Origin of the sequence: Haloarcula litorea, assembly GCF_029338195.1 — an archaeon.
In the GTDB taxonomy this organism is placed as follows: domain Archaea; phylum Halobacteriota; class Halobacteria; order Halobacteriales; family Haloarculaceae; genus Haloarcula; species Haloarcula litorea.
The window spans coordinates 1,107,468-1,123,120 of sequence record NZ_CP119779.1 but is presented as its reverse complement, the minus strand read 5'-3'; the positions used below and the strand labels follow the sequence as shown (position 1 = coordinate 1,123,120).

General features: G+C 69.9%; 13 protein-coding genes. 2 read left to right on the top strand and 11 right to left on the bottom strand.

Features of this window, described 5'->3' with window-relative positions; genetic code table 11:
* From P0592_RS05880 to proC, 3 genes are read right to left on the bottom strand one after another with little or no spacing between them, the layout of a single operon-like run.
* Positions 1-1,329 carry a glutamate-5-semialdehyde dehydrogenase gene (locus P0592_RS05880; protein ID WP_276273349.1) on the bottom strand — a complete coding sequence of 443 codons (1,329 nt, stop codon included), beginning with the start codon at positions 1,327-1,329 and terminating at the stop codon, positions 1-3.
* The gene (gene proB / locus P0592_RS05875; protein ID WP_276273348.1) at positions 1,322-2,155 is read right to left on the bottom strand and encodes a glutamate 5-kinase; all 834 of its coding nucleotides are present in this window, start codon (positions 2,153-2,155) and stop codon (positions 1,322-1,324) included. The genes P0592_RS05880 and proB overlap by 8 nt, the downstream gene beginning before the upstream one ends.
* On the bottom strand, positions 2,148-2,921 hold the full coding sequence (proC, locus tag P0592_RS05870) for a pyrroline-5-carboxylate reductase (RefSeq protein WP_276273347.1): 774 nt from the start codon (positions 2,919-2,921) through the stop codon (positions 2,148-2,150). The genes proB and proC overlap by 8 nt, the downstream gene beginning before the upstream one ends.
* Positions 2,922-3,236: 315 nt before the next feature.
* On the opposite strand from proC, the gene ileS reads away from it, so the two are divergent.
* Positions 3,237-6,572, top strand: coding sequence for an isoleucine--tRNA ligase (gene ileS, locus P0592_RS05865; RefSeq protein ID WP_276273346.1), 3,336 nt, complete (start codon positions 3,237-3,239; stop codon positions 6,570-6,572).
* Positions 6,573-6,666: 94 nt separating this feature from the next.
* Positions 6,667-7,920, top strand: coding sequence for an MFS transporter (locus tag P0592_RS05860; RefSeq protein ID WP_276273345.1), 1,254 nt, complete (start codon positions 6,667-6,669; stop codon positions 7,918-7,920).
* A 9-nt stretch (positions 7,921-7,929) separates the two neighbouring features.
* Here the strand turns inward: P0592_RS05860 and prs are convergent, their stop codons facing one another.
* The 8 genes from prs to hemB form a co-directional block, all read right to left on the bottom strand.
* The gene (gene prs / locus P0592_RS05855; RefSeq protein ID WP_276273344.1) at positions 7,930-8,784 is read right to left on the bottom strand and encodes a ribose-phosphate diphosphokinase; all 855 of its coding nucleotides are present in this window, start codon (positions 8,782-8,784) and stop codon (positions 7,930-7,932) included.
* Positions 8,785-9,108: 324 nt separating this feature from the next.
* Positions 9,109-9,909, bottom strand: coding sequence for an HVO_0234 family beta-propeller protein (locus P0592_RS05850; RefSeq protein WP_276273343.1), 801 nt, complete (start codon positions 9,907-9,909; stop codon positions 9,109-9,111).
* Positions 9,910-11,247: a glutamate-1-semialdehyde 2,1-aminomutase gene (gene hemL / locus P0592_RS05845; protein ID WP_276273342.1), complete on the bottom strand. Its 1,338-nt coding sequence runs from the start codon at positions 11,245-11,247 to the stop codon at positions 9,910-9,912.
* Positions 11,248-11,321: 74 nt separating this feature from the next.
* A complete protein-coding gene (locus tag P0592_RS05840) occupies positions 11,322-11,963 on the bottom strand; it encodes a chemotaxis protein CheC (protein ID WP_276273341.1) in 642 nt (213 codons plus the stop codon).
* A 125-nt stretch (positions 11,964-12,088) separates the two neighbouring features.
* Positions 12,089-12,544 carry an HTH-type transcriptional regulator Lrp gene (gene lrp, locus P0592_RS05835; protein WP_276273340.1) on the bottom strand — a complete coding sequence of 152 codons (456 nt, stop codon included), beginning with the start codon at positions 12,542-12,544 and terminating at the stop codon, positions 12,089-12,091.
* A gap of 10 nt (positions 12,545-12,554) precedes the next feature.
* A complete protein-coding gene (locus P0592_RS05830; RefSeq protein ID WP_276273339.1) occupies positions 12,555-12,914 on the bottom strand; it encodes a nitrogen regulatory protein GlnK1 in 360 nt (119 codons plus the stop codon).
* Complete coding sequence (locus P0592_RS05825; protein ID WP_276273337.1) at positions 12,907-14,208, bottom strand: ammonium transporter; 1,302 nt, start codon at positions 14,206-14,208, stop codon at positions 12,907-12,909. The genes P0592_RS05830 and P0592_RS05825 overlap by 8 nt, the downstream gene beginning before the upstream one ends.
* A gap of 388 nt (positions 14,209-14,596) precedes the next feature.
* On the bottom strand, positions 14,597-15,577 hold the full coding sequence (gene hemB / locus P0592_RS05820; RefSeq protein WP_276273336.1) for a porphobilinogen synthase: 981 nt from the start codon (positions 15,575-15,577) through the stop codon (positions 14,597-14,599).
* Positions 15,578-15,653 lie beyond the last annotated feature (76 nt).

Sequence of the window (15,653 nt, the reverse complement as noted above, 5' to 3'; positions counted from 1 at the left end):
CTACTCGTCGGCCAGGTGGCCGGGGTGCCAGTCGCCGTCGAACTCCCGGTGAGTGAACGGCCGGGGGTCCTCGCCGGCGTAGGTGGCGACCAGCTGGCCGTCGCCCTCCAGGTAGTACTTGTAGGTCGTCAGCCCGTCGAGGCCGACGGGGCCGCGGGCGTGGATCTTGCCCGTCGAGATGCCCACCTCCGCGCCCAGGCCGTAGCGGTAGCCGTCCGCGAAGCGGGTGGAGGCGTTGTGGAAGACGCTGGCGGCGTCGATGCCGGTCATGAACGTCTCGGCGGCGTCGGCGTCCTCGGTGAGGATGGACTCGGTGTGTTTCGAGCCGAAGGCGTTGACGTGCTCGACCGCCTCGTAGACGTCCTCGACGACCTTGATGGAGAGTTCGAGGTCGCCGTACTCGGCGTGCCAGTCGTCGTCGGTCGCGGGGTCGACGTCGACCACCTCGCGGGTGGCCGCGTCCCCGCGCAGTTCGACGCCCGCCTCGCGGTAGCGCTCGACGACCCCGGGCAGGAACTGCTCGGCCACGTCGTCGTCGACCAGCAGCGTCTCGACGGCGTTACAGACCGCGGGGTACTGCACCTTGGCGTCGACGGCGACGTCCTCGGCCATCTCCAGGTCGGCGGCCTCGTCGACGTAGACGTGACAGACCCCCTCGGTGTGGCCAAGGACGGGGATCTGGGTGTTGTCCTGGATGTAGGAGACGAACTCCGAGGAGCCACGCGGCATCAGCAGGTCGACCTTGTCGTCCATCCCCAGCAGGGCGTCGACCTCGGCGTGGGCCTCGATGTGCTGGGCCCAGCCGTCGGGCATCGCGTCGGTCGCCTCGACGATGGTCTCGTAGAGGACGCGGTTGGACTCGCTGGCCTCGCTGCCGCCCTTGAGGATGACGGCGTTGCCGGACTTCAGCGCCAGCGCGGCGATCTGGACCAGCGCGTCGGGCCGGGACTCGAAGATGGTCCCGACGACGCCGATGGGGACCGCGACCTTGTACAGTTCGAGGTCCTCGTCCAGCTCCCGCGCCGCCAGCGTCTCGCCAAGCGGGTCCGTCTGGCCGGCGACGGACTCGACCATCTCGGCGATGCTCTCGAGTTTCCCCTCGTCGAGCTTCAGCCGGTCGACCAGCGCCTGGGTGTACTCGCCCTCGGCGAGCAGTTCCTCGGCGGCCGCGACGTCCTCCGCGTTGGCCGCGAGGATGGCCTCGCTGTTCTCGCGGACGGCGTCGGCGATCGCCTCGAGGGCGGCGTCGCGCTCTGCGGCGTCGACGTTGGCGAGCCGCAGCGCCGCGGACTGTGCCTGCTCGACCTGGCGTTCGGTGGCGTCAGTCATCTACCCCACCGTTGATGGGGACGAATATTGTGCCCACCGATTCGCCGCGGGCCACCCTCGCCAGCACGTCGGGCTCGGCCGACCCGGCGATGATCGCCGGGATGCCGTGCTCGCTGACGTCGCGCGCGCCCTGGACCTTCGTCCGGATGCCGCCGAACCCGCTGGTGGAGCTCTCCGAGACGATCTCCTCGACCTCGCCGTAGTTCTCGCCGACGACCGGGATGCGCTCGGCGTCGCCGTCCTCCTTTGGGTTGCCGGTGTAGACCCCGTCCACGTCGGTCAGGGTCACCAGCAGGTCGACCTCGACGCCGATGGCGATGGAGGCCGAGATCATGTCGTTGTCGCCGATCTGGAGCTCCTCGGTGGCGACGGCGTCGTTCTCGTTGATGATGGGGACGATGCCCCAGTCGAGGAGCGTCTCGACGGTGTTGCGGAAGTTGGTGAACCGCTCGGGGTTCTCCAGGTCGTGTTCCGTGATGAGGATCTGGGCCACCTTGCGGTCGTACCGCTCGAAGCTCTCGGTGTAGCGGCGCATCAGGTGGCTCTGGCCCACCGTCGACAGCGCCTGTGACTCCTCGATGGTCCCCTTCTGGTGGCCGACCCGGCCGATGCCGGCCCCCACCGCACCGGAGGAGACGAGCAGGACCTCCTTGCCCCGCGAGAGCAGGGCCTCGATGTCGTCGACGAGCTTGTCGAGCTTCGCGTCGTCGAGGTTCGACGCCTCGTCGGTCAGGGAGTTGGTGCCGGCCTTGACGATCACGCGGTCGGCCTGGGCCGCCAGCCGGCGGGTCGCGTCGGCGGTCTCGGGGTCGACGCGCTCAGCCATCGTCGAACGCCGCCGCCAGTTCCTCCGAGCGTGCCTCGGCGGCCGCGACGGCCGCGGCCAGGGTCTCGTCGGCGTCGCTGTCCCAGAGGACCTCCATCCCCTCGATGGTCGTGCCGTTGGGCGAACAGACGGCGTCGATGAGCTCGTCGGCGGTGCGGTCGTCCCGCAGGACGGTCTCGGCGGCCCCCTTGAACGTCTGGGCCGCGAGCACCTCGGCCTCCTCCTCGTCTAACCCGCCCGCGACGCCGGCCTCGGTCATCGCCTGGATGAAGTAGAAGACGAAGGCGGGACCGCTGCCGTTGACCGCGGTCGCGATGTCCATCTGTTCCTCCGCGATCTCGGCGTACTCGCCGACGTCCGCGAGCAGTTCGCGGACCTCGGCCGAGAGGTCGCCGGTGGCGGCCGCGGCCATGTCACGGGTCTCGGCGGCGAGGTTGGGCATGATGCGGACGACGCTGGCGTCGGTCCGGGCCGCGACGAAGTCGGTGGGGACGCCGGCGGCGATGGTCACCAGCGTCTGGTCGGCCGACAGGTCGAGTTCCTCGAGGACCGCCTCGACCACGTCGGGCTTGACCGCGAGGAAGACCACGTCGGCCTCCCCCGCCCGCGAGACGTCGTCGGTCGTCTCCGTGCAGTACTCCGCGACGGCTTCCCGGGCGGCGGGATCGAGATCACAGGCGACGACCGTGTGGTTCCCGGACTTCCAGAGCCCGGTCACCAGGGCGCTGCCCATGTTCCCGCAGCCGATGACACTCGTAGCTACCATTGTCTCTACGTCAGGAGGGTCAGGGACTAATTGTGTTTCCATCCGCGCGCGTCGCCACAGCGATCTGCCGGCCGTGACCCCCGGTTCGCCCGTACGCCCGCCTACGAGTACACGGTCCGCGACGTCGACACCGGGACGCTCGGCGGCAGCAGCGTCCCCGCAGGGGAACTGACCGACCTCGGTGCGGAGGGGTGGCGGTCGTCGCCCCCATCACGGAGAACAGCGGTCAGACGAGCGCGCTCCGCCTGGGACGCGAGCGCTGAGACCGACACACACAACCGATTGTCCTTTAACGCCGGCAAGGTATGTCCCGGTATGGAACGGTTCGCCGTGGTCGACGACCAGTACGACCCCGAGGACGTCGAGGAGGGCGTCTTCGAGTACTGGGACGACGTCGACGCCTACGAGCAGACGGTCGAGCACCGCGCCGACGGCGAGGACTTCTTCTTCGTCGACGGTCCGCCCTACACCTCCGGGGCGGCCCACATGGGGACGACCTGGAACAAGGTACTGAAGGACTGTTACATCCGCTACCACCGGATGCTGGGCTACGACGTGACCGACCGGCCCGGCTACGACATGCACGGGCTCCCCATCGAGACGAAGGTCGAGGAGCGGCTGGACTTCGAGAACAAGAAGGACATCGAGCAGTTCGGCGAGGAGAACTTCATCGCGGAGTGCAAGGCCTTCGCCGAGGAGCAACTGGACGGCCTCCAGCGGGACTTCCGGGACTTCGGGGTCTGGATGGACTGGGACGACCCCTACAAGACGGTCGACCCCTCCTATATGGAGGCCGCCTGGTGGGGGTTCCAGCAGGCCCACGAGCGGGACCTCGTCGAGCAGGGGCAACGCTCGATCAACCAGTGTCCCCGGTGTGAGACGGCCATCGCCAACAACGAGGTCGAGTACCACGACGTCGGCAAGCCGTCGATCTACGTGAAGTTCCCGCTCAGCGAGACCGACCGAGGGGAGGTCTCGGACGACGCGAGCGGTGAAACCGCGAGCCGCGAGGGCAGCCTCGTCATCTGGACCACCACGCCCTGGACCATCGTCGCCAACACGTTCGTCGCCGTCGACGGCGACCTCTCCTACGTCGGCGTCGACGCCACGAAGGACGGCGAGACCGAGCGCCTCTACGTCGCCGAGCCCTGCGTCGAGGGCGTGCTGAAGGCGGGCCGCTACGAGGACTACGAGGTCGTCGAGGAACTGACCGGCGAGGACCTCGTCGGCTGGGCATACGACCACCCGCTGGCCGAGGCGGTGCCCGACCACGCCGACGGCGAGGGGTCGGGCCAGGTCTACACCGCCGACTACGTCGAGGCCGACCGCACCGGCCTGGTCCACTCCGCGCCCGGCCACGGTGAGGAGGACTTCGAGCGCGGCCAGGAACTGGGCCTGGAGATCTTCTGTCCGGTCGGCAGCGACGGCGTCTACACCGACGCCGCCGGGAAGTACGCCGGCACCTTCGTCCGGGACGCCAACGACGAGATCGTCGCCGACCTCGACGACGGCGGCCACCTGCTCTCCAGCGAGGAGGGCCACACCGTCCGCGAGGGGCAGTGCTGGCGCTGTGACACCGACATCGTCCGCATCGTCACCGACCAGTGGTTCATCACCATCACCGACATCAAGGAGGAACTGCTCGACCTCATCGAGGACTCCGAGTGGCACCCCGAGTGGGCGCGGGACAACCGCTTCCGTGACTTCGTCGAGGAGGCCCCCGACTGGAACGTCTCCCGGCAGCGCTACTGGGGCATCCCGATTCCCATCTGGACGCCCGATAGCGAGGCGACAGCCTCGGACGGAGACGGCGAAGCCGTCGACTGGGACGGGTCGATGGACGACGTGATCGTGATCGGCGACCGCGAGGAGCTGGCCGAGCGCGTCGACCAGGACGTCGACCCCGAGACGGTGGACCTCCACAAGGGGACCGTCGACGACCTGACCATCACCGAGGACGGCACCACCTACACCCGCGTCGGCGACGTCTTCGACGTGTGGCTGGATTCCTCGGTGGCGACGTGGGGCACCATCGACTACCCCGAGCAGACCGAGGCCTTCGACGAGCTGTGGCCGGCCGACCTCATCATCGAGGCCCACGACCAGACGCGGGGCTGGTTCTGGTCCCAGCTCGGGATGGGCGGCGCGTCGGTCGGCGAGATCCCCTACGAGGAGGTGCTGATGCACGGCTACGCCAACATGCCCGACGGCCGCGGGATGTCCAAGTCCAAGGGCGTGCTCATCGACCCCCACGAGGTCATCGAGAAGCACGGTCGGGACCCGATGCGGCTGTTCCTGCTGTCGGTGACCGCCCAGGGCGAGGACATGAACTTCTCCTGGGAGGAGACCCAGGAGATGCAACGCCGGCTCAACATCCTCTGGAACGTCGCCCGCTTCCCGCTGCCGTACATGCGGGCCGACGACTTCGACCCAGAGAGCGTCGCCCTCGCCGACGTCGAAGCCGACCTCGAACTCGTCGACGAGTGGGTCCTCTCGCGGCTCCAGAGCGTCGAGGCGGCGATGGCCGAGCACATGGACGCCTTCGACAACGACAAGGCCGTCGGCGAACTGCTCGACTTCGTCGTCGAGGACGTCTCTCGCTTCTACATCCAGGTCGTCCGCGAGCGGATGTGGGAGGCGGAGGACAGCGACTCCAAGCGGGCCGCCTACGCCACCCTCTACCGCGTGCTGGAGGAGGTCGCAGCCCTCTTCGCCCCGTTCACGCCGTTCGTCGCCGAGCGGGTCTACGGCGCGCTGACCGGCGATTCGGGCCACCCGACGGTCCACATGTGCGACTGGCCCGAGCCCGACGAGGCCCTCCACCGACCCGAACTGGAGGACGACGTCGCGGTCGTCCGCGAGGTCGAGGAGGCCGGCTCCAACGCCCGCCAGCAGGCCGAGCGGAAACTACGCTGGCCCGTCCCGCGGGTCGTCGTCGACATCGCCGGACGCGGTCCGGCGGGCAGTCAGACGTCGTCTGACGACGCCGACAGCGAGGCCGTCGCCGACGCCGTCGAGCGACAGCGAGCCATCGTCGCCGACCGGCTGAACGCGCGCTCGGTCGAGGTCGTCGGGGCCGACGACGAGTGGGGCGAGCTCCACTACTCCGCCGAGGCCGATATGAGCGAACTCGGCCCCGCCTTCGGCGACGACGCCGGCCGGGTGATGAACGCGCTCAACGAGGCCCGGGTCGCCGAGCGGTCCCTCGACGCCCTCGAAGCCGCCGTCTCCGAGGCGCTGGGCGAGGGCGTGGACCTGACCGAGGAGATGGTCGCGTTCCGCCGGGAGACGCCCGAGGGCGTCACCGGGACGGAGTTCAGCGCACTCGACGGCGGCGGCGTCGTCTACGTCGACACCTCGCTGACCGAGGACATCGAGAGCGAGGGGTACGCCCGCGAGGTCGTCCGCCGGGTCCAGGAGATGCGCAAGGACCTCGAACTGGACATCGAGGAGCGCATCGTCGTCGACCTCGACGTGGCCGACGAGCGCGTTGCCGACCTCGTCCGGGAGCGCGAGGCCCTGATCGCCGAAGAAGTGCGGGCCGACGAGTTCGGCGACGTGGAGGACGGCCACCGGCGGACCTGGGAGGTCGAGGGCGTCGCGGTGGAGATCGCGATCAGTCCGGTGGCGGCGGCGGAAGCGTCGGACTGACGGGCCGGCTCGTCCCCTTTCGTTCCGGGCCTCGACGGACGGAATCTTCTCGCCATCGTAAGACGTTACACCCCGCCTCGCCTGCGCTCGCCCAGTGAGCACTCGCCGACAACTGCAGGCGCTGTTCCTGACGCGCTTCGCGAACGCCTTCGGGCTCGTGACCCTGCTGACGCTCTTGTCGACGTACGTCGACCTGCTGGACCCCTCGGGGCTCGTGCTGGGGATGTTCGCCACGGGGCTGACGCTGGCCCAGGCCGGCACCGTCGTCCCCGTCGCCTACCTCGGCGACCGCTTCGACAAGCGGACCGTCCTCCTCGCGGGGCTGGCGCTGGCGACGGTCGTCTACGGCCTCTTCCCGCACGTCTCCTCCAGCTGGGGGTTCATCCTCGTCCGGGGGTTGCAGGGCATCGCGACCACCGTCGCCGGCCTGCTCTCGCTGGCGCTCGTGGGACAACTCTCCCGCGACGACGCGCGGGGCACCACCATCGGGACCTCGAACGCCTGGCGGTTCGCGGCGGCCATCGGCGGGGCCCTCTCGGCGGGGGCACTGTACGACGCCTTCGGCTTCGACGCCGTCTTCGGCCTGCTGATGGGGGTCACAGGCCTCGCCTGCCTCGCCGTCTGGGCCGTGGTCGACCCCGACGAGACGTCCACCGAGCGGTTCCGGCTCGCGGACCTCGCGCTGAACCGCCGCATCCTCACCATCACGAGCTTCCGCGCCCAGTACGCCGTCGCGGTCACCCTCGTCCGGACGTGGGTCCCCATCTTCGCCGGCGTCGCCGCCGCCCGCGGGGGGCTGGGCTACAACGCGGCGGTCAACGGCGCGACGGCCGTCGCCGTCGTCATCGCCGCCGAGAAGTTCACCAACATGCTCGCCCAGCCCCACACCGGCGGGCTCTCGGACCGCTTCGGCCGCGCGCGGTTCGTCTTCGTCGGCGGCCTCTGCTACGGGCTGGTGGCGCTGGTCGTCCCCTCGACGCCCGCGATCGGCGCGGCGCTGGGCCTGCCCGCGACCTACCCCTTCTTCGGTCACCTCTCTGCGGCGTTCCTCCCGCTGGTGGCGCTGAACGGGCTGCTCGGGATCGCCGACTCCATCCGCGAGCCCGCGAGTATGGCGCTGTTCGCCGACGAGGGGGCCGGCAACGGCGTCGCCTCGAGTTTCGGGGTGCGGGACCTGGTCTGGCGGCCCGGCTCGGTGCTCGCGCCGCTGGCCGGCGGCTGGCTCACCACGAACGTCGGGATGGCGGCGGTGTTCTACCTCGGCGCGGGGGCCGCGTTCACCGGCGTCGCCGCGTTCCTGGGCATCCTGACCTACCGCTACGGGCCGCGGGGCATCGCGGAGTGGTAGGCGGCGGACTCAGAGTTCGTCGGCGACGACTGGCGCGGCGCTGACCTCGGTGACCGCCCGTTCGAGCGTGTCGGTGCCGTACACCGCCTCGACGCCGGCCGTCGAGAGCTTCGTCAGCGCGTTGCCGGCCAGCATCGGGTGGACGCAGGTGACGAACACGCGCTGGGCGTCCCGCTCGGCCAGCACGCCGACGGCCTCGCTCATCGTCGATCCGGTGGCGACGATGTCGTCGACCAGCACCACGTCACGCCCCTCGATCGGGGCGTCGCTGGGGGTCACCTCGACGTCGCCGGTGTCGTAGTCGCGGTCCTTCTCGAAGTAGTCGGTCTCCCCCTCGCCGTAGGCGTCCCGGGCCGTCACGGCGAGATCGACCGCCCCCTCGTCCGGCGAGAGGAACAGCGGGTCCTCGAGGTTCTCCGGCAGGGGGTCCGCGAGCACGCCCGCGGCGTCGACGGCCGTCGTCGGCACGGTGAAGAAGTCACAGACGGCCGGCTCGTGGGGGTTGACGGTCACCGCGCGGTCGGTCCCCGTCGAGATGGCCCGGGCGACCGCCCGCGAGGAGACCGGCTCGCCGGCCCTGAAGGCCTCGTCCTGCCGGGCGTAACCCATGTACGGCAGCACCGTCACCACCTCGCTGGCCCCCGCCTCCCGGGCGGCGTCCTGCAGCTGCAGGACCTGGACGTGCGCGTCGCTGTCGACGGTGGAGGCGACGACGACCGCGCGCTCGCCCGCGACGGCCTCGGGCACGCGGACGACGTGCTCGCCGTCGGGGAACCGTTCGTACTCGACGCGCCCCAGCGTCTCGCCGGTCGCCTCGGCCAGCGCCGCCGCGAACGCCTGCGTGTCCGCCCCCGGGAGTATCATACGCGAGGGGTGTCCGGCCGGGCTAAACCGCTTTTCGATTCGGGGGCTAGCAATCGCTGTTCTCGATGGTGTCGACGCGACTGCCGCAACGGTGACCAGCCCGAAAGCCCCGCGGCGCTCGACTCCCGCGACTCGCTGCGGTCCTCGGTCGCTTCGCTCCCTGCGGTCCTTACTTCGTCGGGGTTCGTCGAGCGCCGCGCCCCTTTCAGTCCCACCCGCTGGCTGTGGCGGTGGCAGAAACCGGTCGGCTGTGTCACTGGCAGACACGGGTCGGCCGTCGCGTCGGCAGGAACTGGTCGGCGCTGTCGGCGGCGGTACTCCCGCCTACGCCACGGCGACGCCGACGACTTCGGGAACCCCGAGCGAGCGCCGCCGCCAGCCGCCGCGGCCGTCGGCGGTCGCCTCGTCGTCGGTGGCGACGAGGAAGGTCCCGTCCTCGGTGACCGCGTAGGTGTCGTCGCCGTGGGTCACGTCGACGACCCGCTCGGCGACCGGCAGGTCGCAGGCCCGCCAGCCCTCGGCGGTCCGCTCGTAGAGCCCCGCGCCGTCGGCCGCGTGGACCCGCCGGCCGTCGGCGGCCACGGCGTGGTGCGGTCCCGTTCTGGTCTCGGCCCACTCGCCGTCGACCGCTTCGTAGAGGCCGGCGCTCGTGGCCGCGTAGCCCGGGGTCGCGTCCGCGGCGTCGTCGAGGCCGTCGTACGCGCAGTCGGGGAGGCGGTAGACGCCGTCGGCGGCCGCCAGCAGGTCGCCGTCGATCGCCCGCACGCCGCTCAGCTCGCCCAGCGGCTCCCACTCCCCGTGGGCGTATCGGGCCACGCGGCCGTCCCCCGCGGCAAGCAGGCCGTCGGCGTCGTAACCCACCGCAGTCGCCGGACCGAACCCGGTCGCGGCGAACCCCTCGGCCGTCGAGACCAGCACCGACTCGTCGGTCGCGACCGCGACCTCGCCGTTGCTGCCGGCGACGTCCCGGGCCGTACAGCGGTGTTCGAGACTGAACCGGCCGACCTGGCCGCCGGCGGTCTCGACGCGGGTCACGCCCAGCCCCGACGCCACGTAGGCGTGGGTCTCCGGACGGGTCTCGCCGTACATGCGCTTCTCCGAGAGGGAGAGGTCGTCGTCCGGCACTCAGAGGGCCTCCTTGTACGCCTCCAGGGCCTCGTCGATGTCCGCCTCCGTGTGGGCGTCACAGACGAACTGGGACTCGAACTGGTTGGCCGTGAGGAACACGCCCCGGTCTCGCATCGCCGGCCAGAACAGCCGCTCCCAGCGCTCGGTCTGGGCGTCGGCCACGTCGCCCCCGTTCTTCGGACAGTGGTCGAAACGGGGGCAGTCCTCGCGCTGCGAACAGCCGGCCTCGCAGTGGCCCTCGAAGGTGTCCGGTCCCTCGCGGGTGAAGATCACCTTGAACATCGAGTCGGTGCCGACGACGGTGTAGGACGGGGCCTGGTCCTCGACGATGTCCTGCAGGCCCGACCGCAGCCGCTCGCCCAGGCCGTTCACGTGGTCGTAGACGTCGTGTTCGGCCGCGTACCGCAGCGTCTCCAGCCCGGCGGCCATCGTCACCGGGTGGCCCGAGAAGGTGCCCGACTGGAAGACGTCGCCGGCGGGCGTGAACTGCTCGATGATCTCGCTTTTCCCGCCGATGGCCCCGACCGGGAAGCCGCCGCCGACGATCTTCCCGAACGTCGTGAGGTCGGGCTCGATCCCGAACTTCCCCTGGGCACACTGGAGGCCCCCGACCCGGAAGCCGGTGATGACCTCGTCGAAGATCAGCAGCGACCCGTGTTCGTCACAGAGGTCCCGCAGCGTCTCGTGGTACCCCTCGACCGGGTGGACGATGCCGTAGTTGCCGAGGATCGGTTCCGTGAGGACCGCGGCGATGTCGTCGCCGTGCTCGGCGAACACCGTCCTGGCGGCCTCGGGGTCGTTGAACGGCACCGTCAGCGTGTGCTCGGCGAAGCTCTCGGGGATGCCCGGACTCGACGGCTGGGTGTGGTCGCGCTCGCCCTCGACCAGCGTCGACTCCTGTGCGCCGTGGTACCCCCCCTGCATCACGACGATCTTGTCCCGGCCGGTGTAGCCCCGGGCCAGCCGGACCGCCGAGACGGTCGCCTCCGTCCCGCTGTTGACGAACCGGAGCATCTCCACGCTGGGGACGTGGCGGGTGACGAACTCGGCGAGTTCGACCTCGACCTCCGTCGGTGCGCCGTACATCGGCCCCGCGGCGGCGTGTTCCTGGATCGCCGACTGGACCTGCTCGGGGAGGTCGTGGCCCAGCAGGAGCGGGCCGTAGCCCATCACGAAGTCCAGGTAGCGGTTGCCGTCGGCGTCGACGACGTGGCCGCCGTCGCCGGACTCGACGAAGAAGGGGTACGGGCGGACCGCCCGGACCGAGGAGTTGACGCCGCCGGGCAGCACCGACAGCGCCCGGTCGTACAGGTCACGCGACTGCTCGTGGTTCATACCGCGGCGTTCGGCCGCCCGGAGAAAGAACCTGACGGGTCACCCGTTCGCCCGCTCGGGGACCACCGGACGGCTCAGACGACGTCGCCGGCCTCGGTGTCGGCGGCCACGTCCGTGTCGAGGTCGATCCCCTGGATGAGCTCGACCAGCGACGCCAGGTCCGGGAAGGTGTAGACGGTCATCCCGAAGTCGCCGTCCTCGACGGTGATCTGGGAGTCGACGACGAAGGCGAGTTCGGAGTCGGGCCAGCCGCCCATCTCGTCGACGATGCCGTTGGCCGGCCCGAAGATGAACCCGGGCGTCCCCATGTCGATGGTCGTGTCCAGCACGTTCGCCCACCCGTCGATGAACGCGGAGGTCATGATGTTGCCGATCTCCTGCATCGCCGACCGCTCCATCTCGGTGAACCCGTCGCCGTCGCTGGTCTCGCCCAGCCCGCCCATCATCGCCCCGGCCAGGCGCTTGCTGTCGGCCGGATCGAGCACGAACAGGACGTAGCCGTACGGCGGCTCGTTCAGCTCGACGTAGATCCCGACCTTCCGCTGGCTCCCGATGTGGGTCTTCACGTCGGCGATGTCCAGGAAGTTGATCTGGGAGGTGTGGACCGAGGCGGCCAGCCCGGTCATCTGTTCGAGGTGGTCGGCGACCGTCTCCGACCCCTCCCTGGCCATCTGGTTGAAGAGATCGAGTTTCCGCACGTCCACTTGCAGGCCCATACGCCGTCGAGCGCCGCGAGCGGCTTAATCCTCCCGGGACGCTCGCCTCCCGCCGGCCGCGTCGTCTCCGCCGGGGAGCGGTGGCCCCGCGCTCGAACCGACGCGTCGACGGGAGGACGGGGGCGCTACGCCCCGTCCTCGAGGGGGAACTGCTCGTGCTCGCAGACGGTGTTCAGCACCACCGAAGTGGCGGCCGACCGCACGTCCGGGGCCGTCAGGAGGTCCTTGATCCGGGCGTTCATCTCGTCCGTGTCGCGGAACTTCCCGACGGCGACGACGTCGTGGCTCCCGGTCACCTCGTAGACGGCGATCATGTTGGGCTGTTCGGCGAGCCGTTCGGTCACGCGCGCGAGGCCGTCCCCCTCGACCGAGAGCTGGAAGACGGCGGTCACGTCGTAGCCCAGCGCGCCGTAGTCGATGCGGGCGGTGTAGTTCTCGACGACGCCGGTCTCTGCCAGGTCGTCCATCCGCCGGGAGACGGTGGTCGCGGCGACCCCGGTCTCGACGGCGATGTCCCGGACGCTGGCCCGGCCGTCGTCGAGCAGGGCGTTCACGATTCGTCTGTCGATGTCGTCGACCATCGGCGGCCGATCAGACGGCCTCTGGGCCCTGTTTGCCGGTCCTGACCTGGTAGGCGTCGTCGACCGGGAGGACGAAGATCTTCCCGTCGCCCTTCTCGCCGGTGTGGGCTCCCTCGGCGATCGCCTCGACGACGTCCTCCGCGGGGATGTCGGCGACGACGGTCTCGATCTTGACCTTCTGGTGGAGGTCGACGACGTACTCCTCGCCGCGCCACTGCCCCTTCTTCGCGGGCTGGGACCCGCGGCCGGAGACGTTCGTCACCGTCAGCGAGGGCGCGCCGATCTCCGCGAGCGCCTGTTTCACGTCCCCGAGCTTGTCGGGGCGGACCATCGCGACTACCATCTTGATCTCGGTGTCGTCGTCAGTCATCCGTGGAACCTCCGTCGGACCGCACGTTCTCGTTCACTATGCCACCGTCGGCGACGACGCTCTCGCCGGAGCCGAACTCGGGGTAGGTCTCGACGCCGTGCTCGCTGACGTCCAGCCCCTCCTGTTCGTGTTCGGGCGTGACGCGTGCCTGTCCGACCATCTTGAACGCGTACCAGATGACCGCCGTCGCGGTGATCGTCCAGCCGCCGATGATGACGACGCCGACCAGCTGGGCGATGAACGCGCCGGCGACGTTGACGCTGCCGGCGGCGACGAACGGGTACAGCAGCGTGCCGAGGACGCCCGCGCTCCCGTGGACCGGGAAGACGGCACAGACGTCGTCGATGTTGAGCGTCTTCTCGACGAAGCCGAACACGACGGGGAGCTGGGCACCCGAGAGGATGCCGACCACGAACGCGCCCCACCACGCCGTCGTGTGGGGGATCGCCGTGATGCCGACCAGGCCGGCCAGCAGCCCGTTGGCGACGTACAGCGTGTCGACCTTGCCGGTCTTGTACCACGCGACGCTCGCCGCGCCGATGGCACCCATCGCCATCGAGATGGTCGTCGTCATCGCGACGCGACCGAGCTGCTCGGCCAGGAAGCCCTCACTGCCGATGATGGCGGAAGTCCCGACGTTGAAGCCGTACCAGCCGAAGGCGAGGATCAGCGTCCCCAGCACGGCGAAGGTCATCGAGTGACCGGGGATGACGTTGACGCTGCCGTCCTCGTTGAACCGCCCCATCCGGGGGCCGAGGATGGCCGCCGCGGTGAGGCCGGCGATGCCGCCCATCCCGTGGACGATCATCCCGCCGGCGAAGTCGGTGAAGGCCGTGCCCGTGATGAGCTCGACCAGGCCGGGGCCCGTCGAACTCCAGGTCATCGCGATGACGACCGGGTAGATGACCGCGGCCAGCAGGAACGTGTAGGTGACGTACGCACGGAGCTTCGCGCGACCGGCCACCGCCCCGGAGACGATGGTGGCGGCGGTCATCGCGAACACCGCGCCGTACAGCCAGCTGATCCAGCCGGTGCCGCTGGTCAGGTAGGCGGCCCCCCAGCCGCCACCGCCGGCCAGCGACGCGATGCCGGAGCCGATCAGGAAGAACACCGTCACCCCGACCGACCAGGTGAGGAGGTTCTTCGTCAGCTGGTTCGCGACGTTCTTCGAGCGGACCTGCCCCGCCTCGAGCATCGCGAAGCCGGCGTGCATGAAGAAGATCAGGAACGATACGACCAGTATCCACGTGTAGTTGAGCGCGTCGACGCTCGCCTGGAGTGGTGCGAGTACCATATGTGTTGTCTATTGCTGAGTTTGCGTTTGTTCGTCCAACTTTATCGTCTCAGACGCCAACTTCGTCAACTGGTTCACGGGGAATCCTCTGGGAACAGCACTACATAATAGTTTGCTTTACAGAAGTAGATATTCGTGCCCTGGAAGTAGACGAACGTCAGTTCTATCCCACGGTATTATGGATATAAGGTTGTTCTCTGTCCAGAAACCGGCCGATCGTCTCCGGGGATTCTGGACGCTCGTCAACCGGCGTTCCGGCCGTTTCCGGCCGAAACAGCCGAAATAGCGCACGCGCACCCGCCGGAACACCTCGACTGTGCGGTGTGTCGTCGTCCGTCGGTGGACGGACGCTGGCCCTCGTGGCCCGCCGCCGGCCGGACCGCCACCGCTACAGCCGCCCGGCCACGTCCTCGGCGAAGTACGTCAGGATCAGGTCCGCGCCGGCCCGCTTGATCGACAGCAGCGACTCGTGGGCGACCGATTCGAGGTCCAGCCACCCCTTCTCGGCGGCGGCGTGCAACATCGCGTACTCGCCGGAGACGTTGTAGGCGGCGACGGGGTGGTCGTGGCGCTCCCGGACCTCCCGGACCACGTCCAGGTACGGGAGCGCGGGCTTGACCATCAGCACGTCCGCGCCCTGCCGGACGTCCAGGTCGACCTCGCGGCGGGCCTCGCGGGCGTTGGCCGGGTCCATCTGGTAGTGGCGGCGGTCGCCGAAGGCGGGCGCGCCGTCGGCGGCGTCCCGGAACGGGCCGTAGAAGGCCGACTCGAACTTCGCGGCGTAGCTCATGATCGGCACCTCGGTGAACCCCTCGCCGTCCAGCGCCGCGCGGATGGCCCCGACCATCCCGTCCATCATCCCGGAGGGCGCGACCATGTCCGCGCCGGCCCGGGCGTGGCTGACCGCGATGCGCTCCAGCAGGTCCAGGGTCTCGTCGTTGCGCACGGTCAGGTCCGGGTCCTCGGCCGCGTCCTCCTCCAGGACCCCGCAGTGGCCGTGGCTCGTGTACTCGCAGAGACAGACGTCCGTGATCACGTAGGCGTCCGTCTCGCTCGTCACTCGGCGGACGGCCCGCTGGACGACGCCGTCCTCGGCCCACGCGCGGCTCCCCCGCTCGTCTTTCGACTCGGGGACGCCGAACACCATCACGGCCTCGACGCCGGTCTCCAGTACCTCCTCGACGCGGGCGACGGCCTCCTCGACCGGCACCCGCTCGTGGCCCGGCATCGTCTCGATGGGCACCCGCTCGTCGGTCGTCGCGTCGACGAACACGGGGGCGATGAGGTCCGACGCCGAGACCTCCGTCTCGCGCACGAGCGGCCGCACGCCGTCGGTCCGCAGACGGCGCGGGCGACGTGTCTGGTCCATACCCGTACTGGGCGGGTCGGCGGCAAGAAGGCTCCGCTCGCTGACCCTGGCGACTGTAACTGAAGGCTTTCGCCAC

Bases quoted from the DNA above. Each gene is read 5' to 3' on its own strand.
- P0592_RS05830 (WP_276273339.1), bottom strand. From the start codon at position 12,914: ATGACTGACGACGACACCGAGATCAAGATGGTAGTCGCGATGGTCCGC.
- P0592_RS05840 (WP_276273341.1), bottom strand. From the start codon at position 11,963: ATGGGCCTGCAAGTGGACGTGCGGAAACTCGATCTCTTCAACCAGATG.
- prs (WP_276273344.1), bottom strand. From the start codon at position 8,784: ATGATACTCCCGGGGGCGGACACGCAGGCGTTCGCGGCGGCGCTGGCC.
- proB (WP_276273348.1), bottom strand. From the start codon at position 2,155: ATGGCTGAGCGCGTCGACCCCGAGACCGCCGACGCGACCCGCCGGCTG.
- ileS (WP_276273346.1), top strand. From the start codon at position 3,237: ATGGAACGGTTCGCCGTGGTCGACGACCAGTACGACCCCGAGGACGTC.
- lrp (WP_276273340.1), bottom strand. From the start codon at position 12,544: ATGGTCGACGACATCGACAGACGAATCGTGAACGCCCTGCTCGACGAC.
- hemL (WP_276273342.1), bottom strand. From the start codon at position 11,247: ATGAACCACGAGCAGTCGCGTGACCTGTACGACCGGGCGCTGTCGGTG.
- P0592_RS05825 (WP_276273337.1), bottom strand. From the start codon at position 14,208: ATGGTACTCGCACCACTCCAGGCGAGCGTCGACGCGCTCAACTACACG.
- hemB (WP_276273336.1), bottom strand. From the start codon at position 15,577: ATGGACCAGACACGTCGCCCGCGCCGTCTGCGGACCGACGGCGTGCGG.
- proC (WP_276273347.1), bottom strand. From the start codon at position 2,921: ATGGTAGCTACGAGTGTCATCGGCTGCGGGAACATGGGCAGCGCCCTG.
- P0592_RS05880 (WP_276273349.1), bottom strand. From the start codon at position 1,329: ATGACTGACGCCACCGAACGCCAGGTCGAGCAGGCACAGTCCGCGGCG.